Source organism: Dolichospermum sp. FACHB-1091, assembly GCF_014697585.1.
Taxonomy (GTDB): domain Bacteria; phylum Cyanobacteriota; class Cyanobacteriia; order Cyanobacteriales; family Nostocaceae; genus Dolichospermum.
This window is the reverse complement of record NZ_JACJSB010000015.1, coordinates 1-15,203: the sequence shown is the minus strand read 5'-3', so window position 1 is coordinate 15,203 and position 15,203 is coordinate 1. Positions and strand designations below refer to the sequence as shown.

14 protein-coding genes and 1 other RNA gene are annotated in these 15,203 nt (G+C 35.5%); 5 read left to right on the top strand and 10 right to left on the bottom strand.

Features of this window, described 5'->3' with window-relative positions:
• Window positions 1-18: 18 nt before the first annotated feature.
• From H6G25_RS11180 to H6G25_RS11170, 3 genes are all read right to left on the bottom strand, one after another.
• The gene (locus H6G25_RS11180) at window positions 19-1,539 is read right to left on the bottom strand and encodes an HlyD family efflux transporter periplasmic adaptor subunit (protein ID WP_190392545.1); all 1,521 of its coding nucleotides are present in this window, start codon (window positions 1,537-1,539) and stop codon (window positions 19-21) included.
• Between the two features lie 192 nt (window positions 1,540-1,731).
• Window positions 1,732-2,601: a hypothetical protein gene (locus tag H6G25_RS11175; protein ID WP_190392613.1), complete on the bottom strand. Its 870-nt coding sequence runs from the start codon at window positions 2,599-2,601 to the stop codon at window positions 1,732-1,734.
• Window positions 2,602-2,740: 139 nt separating this feature from the next.
• Window positions 2,741-3,331 carry a DUF1517 domain-containing protein gene (locus tag H6G25_RS11170; protein WP_190392544.1) on the bottom strand — a complete coding sequence of 197 codons (591 nt, stop codon included), beginning with the start codon at window positions 3,329-3,331 and terminating at the stop codon, window positions 2,741-2,743.
• Window positions 3,332-3,594: 263 nt separating this feature from the next.
• Between H6G25_RS11170 and H6G25_RS11165 the strand changes: the two genes are divergently transcribed.
• The 3 genes from H6G25_RS11165 to H6G25_RS11155 all read left to right on the top strand — a co-directional run bounded on the left by H6G25_RS11165 (window position 3,595) and on the right by H6G25_RS11155 (window position 5,752).
• Window positions 3,595-4,434, top strand: coding sequence for a prephenate/arogenate dehydrogenase (locus H6G25_RS11165; protein ID WP_190392543.1), 840 nt, complete (start codon window positions 3,595-3,597; stop codon window positions 4,432-4,434).
• Window positions 4,435-4,519: 85 nt separating this feature from the next.
• Window positions 4,520-5,317: a hypothetical protein gene (locus tag H6G25_RS11160; protein ID WP_190392542.1), complete on the top strand. Its 798-nt coding sequence runs from the start codon at window positions 4,520-4,522 to the stop codon at window positions 5,315-5,317.
• A 12-nt stretch (window positions 5,318-5,329) separates the two neighbouring features.
• On the top strand, window positions 5,330-5,752 hold the full coding sequence (locus tag H6G25_RS11155; RefSeq protein WP_190392541.1) for a DUF488 domain-containing protein: 423 nt from the start codon (window positions 5,330-5,332) through the stop codon (window positions 5,750-5,752).
• Between the two features lie 44 nt (window positions 5,753-5,796).
• On the opposite strand, the gene ychF is transcribed toward H6G25_RS11155, so the two are convergent.
• The 5 genes from ychF to H6G25_RS11130 form a co-directional block, all read right to left on the bottom strand.
• Complete coding sequence (gene ychF, locus H6G25_RS11150) at window positions 5,797-6,888, bottom strand: redox-regulated ATPase YchF (RefSeq protein WP_190392540.1); 1,092 nt, start codon at window positions 6,886-6,888, stop codon at window positions 5,797-5,799.
• An 85-nt stretch (window positions 6,889-6,973) separates the two neighbouring features.
• Window positions 6,974-7,282, bottom strand: a complete 309-nt coding sequence (locus H6G25_RS11145) for a hypothetical protein (protein WP_190392539.1) — start codon at window positions 7,280-7,282, stop codon at window positions 6,974-6,976.
• Between the two features lie 36 nt (window positions 7,283-7,318).
• Entirely contained in the window at window positions 7,319-7,957 is a 639-nt protein-coding gene (locus H6G25_RS11140; RefSeq protein ID WP_190392538.1) for a HEPN domain-containing protein, read from the bottom strand.
• A gap of 14 nt (window positions 7,958-7,971) precedes the next feature.
• Window positions 7,972-9,198: a DUF262 domain-containing protein gene (locus tag H6G25_RS11135; protein ID WP_190392537.1), complete on the bottom strand. Its 1,227-nt coding sequence runs from the start codon at window positions 9,196-9,198 to the stop codon at window positions 7,972-7,974.
• Window positions 9,199-9,361: 163 nt separating this feature from the next.
• On the bottom strand, window positions 9,362-10,156 hold the full coding sequence (locus H6G25_RS11130) for a hypothetical protein (protein WP_190392536.1): 795 nt from the start codon (window positions 10,154-10,156) through the stop codon (window positions 9,362-9,364).
• A gap of 157 nt (window positions 10,157-10,313) precedes the next feature.
• Here H6G25_RS11130 and cobU point away from each other — a divergent pair, with 157 nt between their 5' ends.
• A complete protein-coding gene (gene cobU, locus H6G25_RS11125) occupies window positions 10,314-10,862 on the top strand; it encodes a bifunctional adenosylcobinamide kinase/adenosylcobinamide-phosphate guanylyltransferase (protein WP_190392535.1) in 549 nt (182 codons plus the stop codon).
• 104 nt (window positions 10,863-10,966) lie between these two features.
• Window positions 10,967-11,358, top strand: a transfer-messenger RNA (tmRNA) gene (gene ssrA / locus H6G25_RS11120).
• A gap of 336 nt (window positions 11,359-11,694) precedes the next feature.
• Here the strand turns inward: ssrA and H6G25_RS11115 are convergent.
• Both H6G25_RS11115 and H6G25_RS11110 read right to left on the bottom strand, forming a co-directional pair.
• Window positions 11,695-12,408, bottom strand: a complete 714-nt coding sequence (locus tag H6G25_RS11115; protein WP_190392534.1) for a GDYXXLXY domain-containing protein — start codon at window positions 12,406-12,408, stop codon at window positions 11,695-11,697.
• A 126-nt stretch (window positions 12,409-12,534) separates the two neighbouring features.
• Window positions 12,535-13,971: a DUF2157 domain-containing protein gene (locus H6G25_RS11110; RefSeq protein ID WP_190392533.1), complete on the bottom strand. Its 1,437-nt coding sequence runs from the start codon at window positions 13,969-13,971 to the stop codon at window positions 12,535-12,537.
• Window positions 13,972-15,203: the final 1,232 nt, after the last annotated feature.

The following is a 15,203-nucleotide window of genomic DNA, read 5'->3' as shown; positions in this document are numbered from 1 at the left end:
ATCATTATGATCACATAACTACATTTTTACAAAAACATTATCTCCCTCGTTTAAGGGAGTTTCTAGGGAGGGAATTAATACTTCATCTCCTGGTTTTAAACCTGATTTAACTTCAATATTATCTAATCCTTGTAAACCAGTTTTAACAATTCTTTTAAAAGCCTTACTTTTTTGATCTTTGATCCAAACAAAATTTTCTGATTCATTTTGTTGAATAACTTCACTGGGAACAACTGTCACATGATCACGTTGAGAAATAATTAAAGCGACTGTAACCGGAGTTCCTGGAACAATATTTGTATTAACTTGATCTAAACGAACAATAGTTGTGATTTTGACATTATCTGTACCTTGATTATTATTTTGATTATCTCCAGCTAATAAAGCTATTTGTTGAACTTTACCAGTTAATTTTTGTGACTCAAAACCAACAATACTAATTTCAGCTTGTTGTCTGATTTTAACCTTAGTTGCGTCTAAAGGAGATAACTTTAATTCAACAATTTGTTGATTAGGATCACCAATAAGTAAAATATCTCCTTTGGCTTCGATAATATCACCTACTTTAACTTGTGAATTGAGAATAACACCATTTATAGGAGAGGTAATTACTGTTTTTCGTAATTCTTCAGCAATTTTCTGACGTTGTATTTTCAGTTTATCTAATTCTCTAATAACTTGATTTAATGCTAATTTAGTTTGGTTGACTTCTTGCTGTGCTTGTTCAATTTTAGATTGAGTTTCTTTCAATTTTTGCTGTGGTTCAGATTTGTTATTTTTGACATCCTGGATAAAATTTTGCAAATCTAAGTTTTGTTTATCCAAATCTAAATTACTTAAATATAATTCATCTTTAGCATTGGTTAATTCGATTTCAGATTGAGTAACTTTCTTTTCTTGTTCTTTTAATTCAGTTTCGGAAATGAAACCTTTAGCCAAAAGTTGTTTATTTTCTTCCAATTTAACTTTTGCTTCCTTTAAATCATTTTCTTTAGTAGTTAAACCCTGCTGTTTTTTAGTAACTTCTAACTTGCGCTTTGCAACTTCCCATAATTTCTCTTGTTTTTTCTTGTCAATATCAGATTGATATGTATTTTCTAGATTTTTATATTCTTGCTGAGTTTCTAATAACTTCTTCTTTGCTCTTTCTAAAGATGATTTTTTATCAATAATTTGTAAATTTTTGTCTTGTAGATCTGATGCAAATTCTTGTAATTTAATTTGTGTTTCTGTATCTCGTATCCGAATTAAAGTTTGACCTTTTTTAACTTTGTCTCCAATTTTAACTAAGACTTTTTCAACTGTTCCGGTTATTGGAGATTTAATACTTCTTTGATTATCTAATTTTAAAATCCCACTTTCCCCAGTAATTTTGTCTTCTACCTTATCTTGAGTAACTGTCACCATGCGAACGGGAATACTTTGAGTTTTGGTGTTCATAAGTAACCCAAAAATTAACCAACCAGCAAAGGTAACAACTGTTAAACTTGCTGAGATCATTAACCATTTAAATCCTGGTTTGAATTTAATAATTTTCATTATTATTTATGAATAAAATTGAAAGTAGAGACGTTTCATGCAACATCTATACAAAAATTTATCACAAATATTGTAGGTTGGGTTGAGCAACAGCGTCACCCAACTTTTAGGTTAGTAAAAGATTGATATTGGGCTGTCGTCAACTATTGATCATGTTGGGTTTCGTTCCTCAACCCAACCTACTTTAATTTCCTATCTTCTTCTGCTACCAAAACCGGAAGAACGACGACTAGAAGAACGACCTCCACTACCAAAACTACTACCAGAATTGCGTTGGGTAGAGCTAGAATTACCAGAAGGTCTGAGGTTACTACCACCAAAACCGGAACCGGAGGCTCTTCCGGTTGGGTTATTATTGGTTGTAGCGCGTCCTGAAGAGGAGTTTCTGATGTTTCCTGTGGTGCGGAAAGTAGTACGATTTCTTACTGCTGCGGGTGGTTCATTGTAGCGAGAACGATAATTAGCAACTGCTGAATCATAACTAGAACCATAACCACCATAACCGGTCATGACCCCACCGGGCTGATAAACGGGGGGAACATAGTATTGAGGTCTAAACAACATACTACCAATAGCTTGACCAGCGACGTTACCAGCTAAAGACGCAGCAAAAGGTGTCCAAAAGTTAGATTCTTGACGAACAATGACGGTTTCCTTTTGTCCGGTTTGGGGATTGGTTTTTGTCTCTGTGACATTATGGACGTACTCAAGTTTAAAGTCTTCTGTCAGGTATAAAGCTGGCTGACCATTTTCTACTTTTAAGTAAGTTTTCTTACCAGCTTTGATTTCTTCGTCAGTTAGTCTGGCCATTTGTAGCTTTTCTGTAGCAAAGCTTGGGGGGTTGTTGTTGAGTAAAAACAGAGTATACTCACCATTAGCATCGTTGTATGTGCCTTGTTGTACTTGATACTGTCCATCATTTAACTTGGTGGGGGTAGCAGTTTGGCTAATATCCGGTTTTGCGGAATTAGTTTGGTTTTCTCCTCCACAGGCTACAGTTGTTAAGCATAAAGTTAGGGCTAAACAAACAACTGTAAATTTACGCAGCATAGTCATAATCACGGTATTCATGTTTTGTGCGGATACTAATTACAGGTTAACAAATATAAGACTTAGGTAAGATGCGACTGACGAATTATTCTTTTGTAGAGTGATGAATTATCCCTACTTTCCTGATCTTTTCCCTAAGTCCTGAAATAATTTACAATGGGATCAATTCGGGGTAATATTCCAATAGCTGATCACTAGAAAGATCATCTCCTAACTGAGCGGGTGAAAAATGCACCTGGATAGCGCGGAGTTTATGTTTGTAGTGTAAATTAATTAAAGCCTTTAAAGCTTCTTTTAAGGCGGGAATGTTAGTCAAGTCTGTTTCTAACTCTGGAATTTCTCCCTCTGTAGCGACTATAATCATAACAATGACGTTACGGGTTGCGGGAAGTGATAAGGGCTGGTTTGAGGAAGTAGAACTAAAATCAAGATTAGCGCCATATCTTTGGGCTGAGTCTGTGAATAGTTCATTGGCGTAATCTCCTGCGTCCCCTTCGTTCCAAAATATATCACCTTCATTAGCAGCAGATAACCAATATTCATCATATTGAAGCAAGGTTTGGCAAAGTTGCGCCAATTCTTCTCCTAAAACTTCTATATCACCATCAGCGTCAATTGCTTCCCTAGCAGCCCGATTCAAAACGCCTAATATCGGTGCTACGTCAGATCCTCCTAAATGCAAAAATAAACGACAGACAACATATCTAGTTTTACCTATCATCCGATTAAATGTATCACGCATTCTTTGTCTCCTGCTAATTTGAGTAGATTAGTAGATTTTGTGAAAGTTCAAAATTATTTCTTTTCTACCAAATAACCAATATATGAAAATTCTGTGCTATAATCCACAGTCGCATTCACATTAAGCATAAGATATTCTGATGGAATAGATATATGATCATTATCATTAATGAATGTTGTTTAAATATTGTTAACTTTGGGAATTGGAGTCAAGTATCGAAAGTATAAATTAAATTATACATATTTACATATTTACAGGTGACAATGAAAATTGGTATTTTAGGTTTAGGATTGATAGGTGGTTGTTTGGGTTTCGATTTACGTTCTCAAGGACACCATGTTTTAGGTGTGAGTCGTCGTGAATCAACTTGTGTCAGGGCTGTTGAAATCGGTAGCGTGGATCAAGCTTCTTTGCATTTAAGCTTATTAGCATCAGCCGAAGTTGTATTTATTTGCACCCCTATAGGATTAATAGTTCCCCAAATTAAAGAGTTAATTGGTTATTTACCTCAAACTACTATTATAACTGATGTTGGTTCAGTAAAAACACCTATAGTAAAGGCAATTTCCCCTTTGTGGGAGAATTTTATTGGTGGTCATCCTATGGCGGGAAAGACAGATTCAGGTATAGAATCAGCACAGCGGAATTTATTTGTCAATCGTCCTTATGTATTAACACCCATAGAGACTACAGCTAGTCATATTGTTAGGATTATAGAGGAAATTGTGCGATCGCTTGGTTCGGTTATCTACCATTGTCAACCAGAACAACATGATCAGGCTGTAAGTTGGATTTCCCATTTACCCGTAATAGTAAGTGCATCCTTGATAGCAGCTTGTTTAAATGAAACAGATCCAGAAATCGCCAAATTAGCCCAAAATTTTGCTAGTTCAGGGTTTCGGGATACGAGTAGGGTGGGGGGTGGAAATCCAGAATTAGGGGTCATGATGGCGCAATATAACCGCCAAGCATTATTAAATTCACTATATCAATACCGGGAAAATTTGGACGAATTTATTCATATAATTGAGGGGGACAAATGGGAATTGTTAGCAGAAAAGCTGAAATTAAATCAACAAGCGCGTCTTAATTTTGTAGAATGAAAACTTGGTGCTTTATGAATAATATAAAGCACCTCTGCAATCTGTAAAACAGTTGATAAGTTGTCAAGAATTAAGCGGACTAGAAATGGAAAGACGAAAAATTTTAATTGTTACTAAAACCTACCCATCAATTAGCAGAAAATACAAAGAAACAGTTTGTACAGCAGGAGTCTTGTTAGATGATAATGAAAACCCAGTACAGTGGATTCGCATTTATCCTATACGATTTCGCTATTTAGATACCGAGCAACGCTATCCCCGATGGTCTATCATTAGTGCGGAGATAGAGAAAAATTCAAAAGATTATAGAAAAGAAAGTTTTCGGATTAATGATCAATCCCTAAAGATTATCAGAAAAATTGGCACTGATGATCATTGGGCTGAGAGGAAGTCATTTATTTTTCCATTACAGTCTCATTCTATAAGTGAAATTAAAATTCAAAGTCAATCATTAGGAATTATTAAACCTCGCACAATTAACAAGTATTTCTATAAGAATACTGAACGTAAATGGAGTGATAGACAGCAGGCTGTTCAAGACCAACTTGATTTATTTGAATCTTCAGTAGAACTAGAAAAAATACCCTACCAATTTTGTTATGATTTTCTTGCTCAAGATGGTAAACGTCATAGATACTCTATAAATGACTGGGAGATAATGCAATTATATAGAAATTGTCGGGATAAGTCTCAAGCATCTAGTTTAGAATCAAGGGAGAAAGAAGCTCTAGATAAAGTTGAACAAAAGTTGGTTGATGAATTTTTGACAAAAAAGGATTTATACTTTATTGTGGGGAATTTAAAAAACCATAAAAATACATTTATGATTATTGGGATATTTTATCCCCCAAAAGTTAATTCTGAGCAACTGAGTCTTTTCTAAGAAATCAATATTATGTATAATTGCGAAAATCCTAAAAATCAGTACATTCTGACATTCGGCTATGGTAATCGTCAAGACTATCAAACCTTCATAGAATACCTTGATCAATTTGAGGTATCTTATGTTATTGATGTCAGATTTACTCCTCGTGCGTGGAGTCGTAAATGGTACGGTAATCAAATTGAAAAACTTTGTAGATCTAAAGGTATTAACTACATTTCTAAAATCTATTTGGGTAATACATCTGGAAATGCAAATTGGATTCCACCAGATCAAAAAGAGGCTAATAAATCATTAGCAGAAGTCGCAGAAATCACTAGTAAAGGTACGGTTTTATTACTATGTGCTGAAAAAGACTGGCATCAATGTCATCGGGTAGAAGTTGCTAATGAATTGGAAAAGCTAGTAAGAGTTCCTGTAAAACATCTAGTATAACTTTCAAGTGCGTTATCCTGGGACTAACGCACCTGATTCACTTGCTACACATTAAATCGGAATAACATCACATCACCTTCTTGGACAATATACTCTTTTCCTTCACTTCTAACTAATCCTTTTTCTTTGGCTGCATTCATCGAACCATAAGTTACTAAATCATTATAAGCCACAGTTTCTGCTCGAATAAATCCCCGTTCAAAATCAGAGTGAATGACTCCTGCTGCTTGGGGTGCAGACATTCCGGCGTTAATTGTCCAAGCGCGGGTTTCTTTTGGTCCACAGGTGAAATAAGTCCGCAAACCTAAAAGGGTATAAGTTGCACGAATTAAGGATTTTAAACCACCTTCTTTCACACCTAAAGATTCCAGAAAGTCAGCTTTATCGGCTTCTGGTAATTCGACTAATTCCGCTTCTACTTGTGCGGATACTATCACAACTTGAGCATTTTCACCAGCAGCGACTTCTCGAACTTTTTCCACAAAATCATTACCCGTTGCTAAGTCTTCTTCAGACACATTAGCAGCGTAAATAATTGGTTTATTGGTAAGTAATCCTAACCCTTTAATAATTTCAGATTCTTCGGTATTTAAACTTACTTGACGGACAGATTTACCTTCATTTAAAGCAGCGGCTAATTTTTCTAAGATTGTCACTTCAAATTGTGCATCTTTACTAGTGCGTGCGGCTTTGCGAGTTCTATCAATGCGTTTTTCAATTTGGGATAAATCTGATAAACCAAGTTCTAAATTAATGATTTCAATATCTCTGGCTGGGTCAACAGAACCGGCTACATGAATGATATCATCATTTTCAAAACAACGAACCACATGAACTATGGCATCAACTTCTCGAATGTGGGATAAAAATTGATTACCGAGTCCTTCTCCTTGACTCGCACCTTTGACCAAACCGGCAATGTCCACAAATTCGACACGGGCGGGGACAATTTGTACTGAGGTAGCAATTTTTGCTAAAACGTTTAACCGGTCATCGGGGACTGAGACCATGCCAACATTGGGTTCAATGGTGCAAAATGGGAAATTAGCGGCTTCAGCTTTAGCGTTAGCGACTACAGCGTTAAATAAGGTTGATTTTCCGACGTTGGGAAGTCCGACAATTCCGGCTCTTAGCATTGTAGATTTTAAATTTTGGTGTCAAGTGTCAAGTATAAGGATAATTCAAACCGGTGGAGATGGCAGAGAAACTGGGGATAATATTTTAGGTATCCTGATTTTCCCACAATTCTAACAGACCAACTGTACCTACAAAAAATGTATAAATTGCATATTTAATTGTTGTCTGATTGCGTGTTGGGGCATAATAAGCGGCAATTAATGCTTCCATAAAATGAGCAGATAGGGCAATATGGGCAATGATTAAAGCTGGGGTTAAGATACTGGGTAGTTGATTATTGGTTATGGATGTTTGCATATTCCATAATTCTAACCCCATGGCGCTGGTGATGAGTGCGGTGGAGATGATTTTGATAATGGGGAATAGTTTTTGTTTGATATCTTTTAAGTTCATGTTGTTTGATGTTACTAGACAAGAATATTCTAAGTTTTATTCTATCAAATTATTGATTAATTCATCTATTCTTAAAAGTTCATCAGTAATTTGTGTTACAGTATTTAATTCATTTGCCGGATCTGGAGTTTGAATAGTCATGTATGATGTAGCTGATTTATGGGCTACAAGACCTCGTTTTTCTCCAAATGTATTCATGGTAGCAAGCCAAGCAGGATCTAAATCATCACTATCTATCCCTATGGGTAAAAGTAAGGACAAAATATGATCTTCTTTGACTCCATGATTTTGACTAATAACTCTTTTAAAACTTTCCACAGCTAAATCTATTTTTTTTGATATCTTGATTTTTTCTTCTTTAACTGTTTTACTTCCCTTTTGTGGTGTAAGTGTATCTGGTGGTTTATCCATAGTTAAACCAGAAAACCCAAGTAGACAGATTAAACTACGAGTTGTTTTACCTTTAGTCCAAAGAGTTTTAGCATTTTGAACAACTTCCCAAGCTCTTTCTTCAAGATAAGATTCAATTTCAGCATGAGCTAAAACTCTATATGCAGCAGTTCTAGATAATTGACTCTCAGAATATAGACCCGTTGGGCTAATTTCAGGAATAAATTCGTTTTTTAACCTGTTTAGCTGGGTTCTTAAAGTAATAAATTTATCAGATTCTGGCATATCTTATTAAGAACCTACCTTAAACCATTAAAAATAATCCGATTATCAACGAATTGAGGTAAATTAAATTCTACATCTAAAACCTCTAGTAGAGTTTCACCCCATAATCTAAAACGATTGTAAGTTTGAATAATGTTTTTGGTTGTTCCTTCAACACCTTCTTTAAAGTCGTTATTTGATGAACATAATTTTTCAAAAGCTTCTTTAACTTTGTCTTGATTTTTTTCAGCAGATTGTCTGATAATGTCATCTGAAAAATAAAATACCATCACATCTAAAATTGCTCTATTAAATCGTCTTCTATATTTTTGATCATTGCTTAACCACATACGAAAAAAGTTCTTGTCTCTAAATATATTAATAGTTGTTTGTACTGCTTCCTCAAATTGGTTAACTACATTTTCAATATCATTATGTTTGTTATTCCAATCTTTATTAAGTTCTGTGCAGGTCATGTCAAGAAAAGATTTAAGGTTTCCACTATATTTGGATAAGAAATAATGAAATCCTACATAACGTAACAATAATTCGACATCTCTCATCCGAAAATCAGGATGTGGTGATTTGAATATTTTTTTAAGAGCTTGACTTTTAATTGATTGATCATCTAAAAAATTGATAAATGAACCATGATGTAATGCCTGTCGAAGTTCTTGGGCTGATAATGGTGTACTTTGTACATTCAAACGTAGAAAAATTTTATAAAGGAAATTTTCGTCTTTTATATTCCGCAGAACCATAGTGCGAATAGTTTGATTATCAAGATTGTCAATATCTCTACTCAAAAATAAATCACTTCTTATATCTTCGTATGTTTTGCCAATTAAATCACGTCTGAACTCTAGATTTCTTAAAGCAAAGGCATTGTTTTGTATGTTTTTATCACTCCTGCCATAAAATTGCAGAATTGTTAACAAGCGTTGCTTACCATCAAGAACAATAAACTTACCTTTTTCTTGAGTAGCTGCTAATACTATTTGTGGTACTGGAAACCCAAGTATAAGTGATTCGATAAATCTACTTTTGAGTGTTATATCCCAAGCATCTCGTCTTTGAAATCTTGGAGTTAATTGGATATTATTGCGAATAAGCTGATCAAGTATTGTTGCTGTTGTCCAGTCACTACCAGAAACAACAATTTCTCGAATTTGCTTTAATTCAGGAATTAACTCACTCAGCGGTTCAGACTCAATTTCTTGCTCTTCCTCTTCCTCAAACAAGATTTCTTCTTCGTTAGTCATAGTTTCGGTCTACATGAGGGTTTGAATTTAAAATATATCATATCATATAGGAGTCCGGCTTGATTCTTAAAAAGATACATGGGGTGCGTTACGAATACAGCTAACACACCTCTCAAGGACGTACACCAAGACAGTTTTACTCGTGAATTATGCTGTAATTTTTTCAACTTTGTTGAATATGACTATGTAACATTACCAAAGTCTCCGCTAATTGACTCAAGCGATTTTCTAAATCTTGTTGACGTACTAATAGTTGACGTAATCTTTTATGACGAGCGATCGCTATACTAACACTAGGCACTTGGTCCACTGGACAAGGACGTGACCAAACCTGACCCGCTGTATCTACTCCACAGAGGCGATAGTCAGTATACACTGGCTTATAAGATTTTTTCTCACCATTAGCGCAGATATCCTCTACATAGTCCATGAGTTGATCCAATTCAGCATGACGCAGGGTAGCCGTTCCACCTGTTTCCGGTTGTTGGGGATTAGATTCTAACCAACCATTAATAATTGGACCTTCTAAATAAATATCCTGAATTTGTTGTACAATTGTTTGCAGTTCTATTTGCCAACTAGCAACTTTTTCTTGAATTGCTTGGAGCATATTCATAGCCAGCGCTGGGTTAGCCCCGTGACGATGATTACTAAAAGACGGAGTTTTAAATTTAGGGAGAGTTGGTGTTTTTTCTCCAGTCTCTTGGGCTGGAAAAACTGGTACAGAATCATGATGAGGAAATACATCCTCTGGACTTCCATGATTAAGGTCTGTATCTAATTTGGTATTATGAGTTTCCCCTGTAGCGGTAGAAGTATCGGTAGATTCATTATGTCCAATACTAATCCGAAAGGAGAAAGAGCGTTTTTTTTGATCACCCGTTTCTGTAGTGACATCATCATGGCGCGTTTTCAAATCATGTAGCGTTGCCTCGATGCGTTTTAACCCTGGTTTCATAAAAATATCCTAAAATTTATGGTCTTGATCAAAAAAGAATTCAGGAGGACAAAATAAATTTCTGCTCAGATTGGTAAATTTAGACGGCTTTCCTCTAGGGACACTTTATTTCACTCGTGGATTTTTTCCCTTCAAGTATTATATAATGAAATGGGTCATGAATAAATTGATTTTGGTGACGGGCGCTGCCCGGTCGGGCAAAAGCGAATGGGCGGAAAATTTGGCAGAAAATTCAGGAAAAACAGTTGTATATATCGCCACAGCCATACAAGATGCAAATGATCAAGAGTGGCAACAACGGATTGAAAAACACCAACAACGACGACCTCAAGATTGGTTGACTCTCTGTGTACCAGTGGAACTTACGGCTACTTTAGCTCAATCCCAGCCCCATACTTGCTTGTTAGTTGATTCTTTAGGAACTTGGGTAGCTAATTTTCTAGAAATAGAAGATGTAATCTGGGAAAATACTGTAAAAGAGTTGCTAGAAACCTTACCCTTAGTTGCAGCTAATGTCATATTTGTGGCGGAAGAAACAGGTTGGGGTGTAGTTCCAGCTTATCCTGTGGGGCGCAAATTCCGCGATCGCCTCGGTATGTTAGTCCGGCAATTAGGTAATATTTGTGAACCTGTTTACTTGGTTGCAGGTGGTCATGTTCTCAACTTAAGTTTACTAGGCGTACCGTTACCATCACCTAAATTTTAATTTAATTGATGCCAATTATGCCAAAAATTCAGAAAAATTAAATAGCAATAATTTTATTTGCCAACTGACAAAATTCCATACTATAATAGAAATGTGAAGTGTATGGGGCTTTAACGGTTTCGACAGGTTGGCGAAAGCTACTCTGTGATTCAGGTCGAGAGCGAGTCATCTCTCGGAAATCAAAGACTCGAAAAAAAAGTAAATGCGAACAATATCGTAAAATTTGCTCGTCGGGAAGCTCTAGTAGCTGCCTAAAACACCTCTTATAGGTTCGAGCGTCTTTAATTTGACTCCGTTAAGGATTAAAGACCTAACCCCCAACGGATGCTCCAACAAACGTTCTCTGGTTGGTTTGGTGGCTAAGATTAAATCAGAGCATCCTACGTTCGGGATAATGAACGATTCCCGCCTTGAGGGTCAGAAAGGCTAAACCTGTGAACGAGTGGAGGGTTAATACCCAATTTGGACATGGGTTCGACTCCCATAAGCTCCATTTTCAATGTTCAATAATTATTTAAGTTAAGTCCGCTAAAATATAAAACGTTTTAGCGGAATTTTTAATTTTTATATGTATGGATTGCTAAAAAAGTTACCTGTGAGGACAGGGAAGGGGTAAGGGTATCTGTTGGGAAAAATTTTCCCATAGTCATCGAGCAAACCCTACATCTACATCTACATCTACATATACATAGGGTTTGTTGCGTAAGTCCTGACCTATACGAAATCCACTGTGTATGGGAATCCAACTTGATTCATGCAGGGGTTTAGAAGTTTAGAAATTCCAAAATCCCATTAGCTTTAGCTAATGGGATTTTCAATGCAGCCTATTTACTTACTGAAAAGGATAATTGCGATTTCTGATGAATAAACCCAGTGGAACAGCGTTACCTTGAGGATCTACTTTTACCCGAACTAATATTGGTTCTTCGCTACTATCTCTAGTTTCCTGAATTTGTGCAAGATCATTATTAATTTGCTGTCTCTGTTCATCAGAAATGGAATAGTTTTCCAAGCCATAATTAATGAAGCCGTCTTGATAATTCCCCTTTAAAGCTACTTGATTATTAACTAGAGAACCAGGACGACTACTGGTTACTTGTACAGGTTTCCAGAACTGAAGTTGATTAGGATTAAAAGATTGTTGTTCTTGCAAAATTAGATACAAGGTACTTCCCTGGATAATTTGTCCATTTCTGCGGGAATTTTTCCGCACCCATTCCCTCCAACCTGATACTTTTCGCAACATTTCGGGACGGGAGATATCATAATCTAAGTTTAATGAAGAACCCCTAAATAGATTATCAGGATTTGCAGATACAGTTTGCAAAATTACTGTCTTCCCAGCCATATCTGTATACATTGCTTGAACAGGTACAGCCAAAATTAAACCGACTTGAAACAATAAAGGGGCAATTAATCGCCAAATTGGTAAAGGTTTATTAGCCTTTTGTTCTGTAGCAATTAGATAATCCCGAAAAGTCAATTTTTCAGAAAATTCCATTTCGGGAGTTAAGGTTTTTTTTGATTCAGGAGAGTCACTTTTCATGAGATTAATGTAGTAATTGGTAATAGATAATAGGAAAAAATATTTTTCCTATTACTTCTAAATTTTCGATAGAAATTTATTCGCAGAGATCTATGAATATGCTTTTATGCTAATAGAAAAATTATTCTATTTCTGGTTATTACCACTTTTAGATGTAGTAAAATGACGTTCAAACCAAAGTCCGGCAGCAATGAGGGAATAACCACAAGAGGCAAATACTAAAGCCCGGAAAAGGACATCAGTATTATACTCCAAAACCCTGCTGATAATTTGCAGAGTAAATAATAGCATACCACACCAAAAAGCAGTTCTGTTGCGTAAGTTAAAACCTTCTTGAATTAATCCCCAGGCTAATATTGCCAAGAGAATATTGAAGATAAAAATACCTAGTTCCGTAATTCTAGTGATAGCTTGATGCCAAAAAGGAGTAATGAGAATGAAGGACAAAAAAGTAGTAATGATGACGATTTTAAAAAACACTTCTCGTCGGAGTGGACTATTTCTGTGACGAACTAAAAACAACCATTGCAATACAGCTAAACCACTAAGAATCCCCAAGTCAATAATTGGTAACGACTGGAATACATTTGATAAATTATTAGGTTGATCATAACTCAAGTTTACAGCTTGCCATTGCCAACGGAAAGACAAAAGATAAAAAACTACACCAAAACATATCAATCCAAAATTACGGGCTAGGGGTTGAAATAACCTATAATTAACAGTAGGAAAAAGTAGATCATCATAACTCCAAAGTAAAGCAGGAGGTAGGGCTAAAGCAAAAGAAGCTGTCCAAGGAATAACATCAGAAAATGTCAGCAGTGGTAAAGGGTTGAGATTGTATTGTAAAGAGAGAATAAATGCCAAAACTCCTATACCAAAAATCCACCGAGACCGACAAATATAAGCTAGAGGAAGAAATAGCAACCAGGACAATAGAGGCATATGACGCACAGCTATCCGCGCCCAATTCACTTCTCCAGACACAGACCATAGATCACCAATTCCTATCCAATAACCAATTTGAATGAGGATAATGGCCATAATTCCCAAAGAATTGAGGGAAAGACTATAAGCCATAACTAATACCCCAAAACCCCAAGCTAAAAATAACTCAGAAGCTGAACTACTAATATTGAATATTTGCCCCATTGACATTAAGGTTGCCCCTAAAATGAAAGCACTGAGAATTAACAATGCTTCTCCCAATATCCGTTTACTTTGTTGAGATTTTTTACTTTGATTTGTGGTGAGTGTAGGTTCTCTCCATGTCAAAAAACCAGTAATAGCAGTGGAGAGAAACAAACTCATTAACAAAATAAACTTGACTTCTCGTGACCAACCCTGCCAATTTGCGCCCACAAGTGTCATTAAACCCAAGCCTAAAAGTAAGCCCCCTACGGTAATAGCAATGATGCTAAAACCATCACGGGTAGATTCTTCTAGGTTATTAAGTTGATAACGCTTGGCTATTTGTTCATGCTGGGAAGAACTAATAATTCCTTCGTCTCGCCAAAGTTGGGCTTCTTGGCGCAGTTTTCGCTGAAAATTGTTAAATATCATGACCTCTCCCGTGCATAAGTGTGATACCAAATCTAAAATCCTAATTTGGTATGAGTTTGGTAAGTTTCAACGCAGGCTAAGTTGTTACGCAGCTAAATTGTACAATCCTAATATGGCTAGATATTGTGGTGCGGGCATCCTGCCCGCTATAATTATACAAATTAAATGCAGTACAGCTTATCAATTCCAGATTTTGATTTTGGACAGGTTAGCTTTTATCCTGTGGACAAAATTCATAGCGGGGGTGCTTGACAAAGAAAATCTCAAATATTGGTAATTGTATTTTCAGTATGCAGCTAAAGATGTTGATTGCATTGTTCTCATGTAACACTTTCTTTTCTGACTTAATTTTATAAAAATTAATATACAAAGATGCTCTAATTTATTGCTTATTTGTTGCTTAAAGTTACCCGTTGTTTATTTAGAAATGTAGATAAACAAACAAATTTTATAAACACTTTAGTTTATCTATAACCTTTTGCATCTTATATTATTTTGTGTTAATATAAACCAGATATTTTGCCTTTTAAGGTAGAAGTTTTTAGAGTAGTTTCCTTAGTCCTGATAAATAGAATAAGATCTAATCTAACTAAGATATGCTTTCATTAAATTAAACAGATGTGTATTTAAATAACTAAGTCACAAAATACATAAAGTTATTTGGGACGATAAATGACCGAGAAGATTGATTTTAGCCTTTTATTTGCTAATAGGTTACAAAATATTAAGATTTACCTGTTAAGTAGGAGTAACTGATGAATTGTGCCTACGGTAAATCAAGGCGTTCATGCCATTTCTGCGTAGTTAATGTATATTTTAGTATAAAATAACTAAAAAATAAACTTTTTATACTGTGGTGATATGAGTGTAAATCATTTTATATTGATTTCGTGACAGTTAATTGTTCTACAAATATCTTGTCAAGTATTTGAATCTTAAAAATTCCGACAAAATCTACCCTGATATGGGTTTAATTAGTGTCAATATTCTCATTTTATTGATTTAAAGAGATTGATATCTGATTTTTGTGGAAACAATACCGAATAGTTGAGGTGTGCTGAGGATAAGCATTGTCGGTCAGCATTCCCTACCCTATACGAATTGACATTTTCATAAATGATTTAGGAGTGCATTATGTTTGATAATTCTGAAAAGTCTTTTGATTCCTCTTTACCAGGATTGGGTAATTTCTCAACTTACCTGGATAAAGGTCCTTTAAATCCTAATCCAAC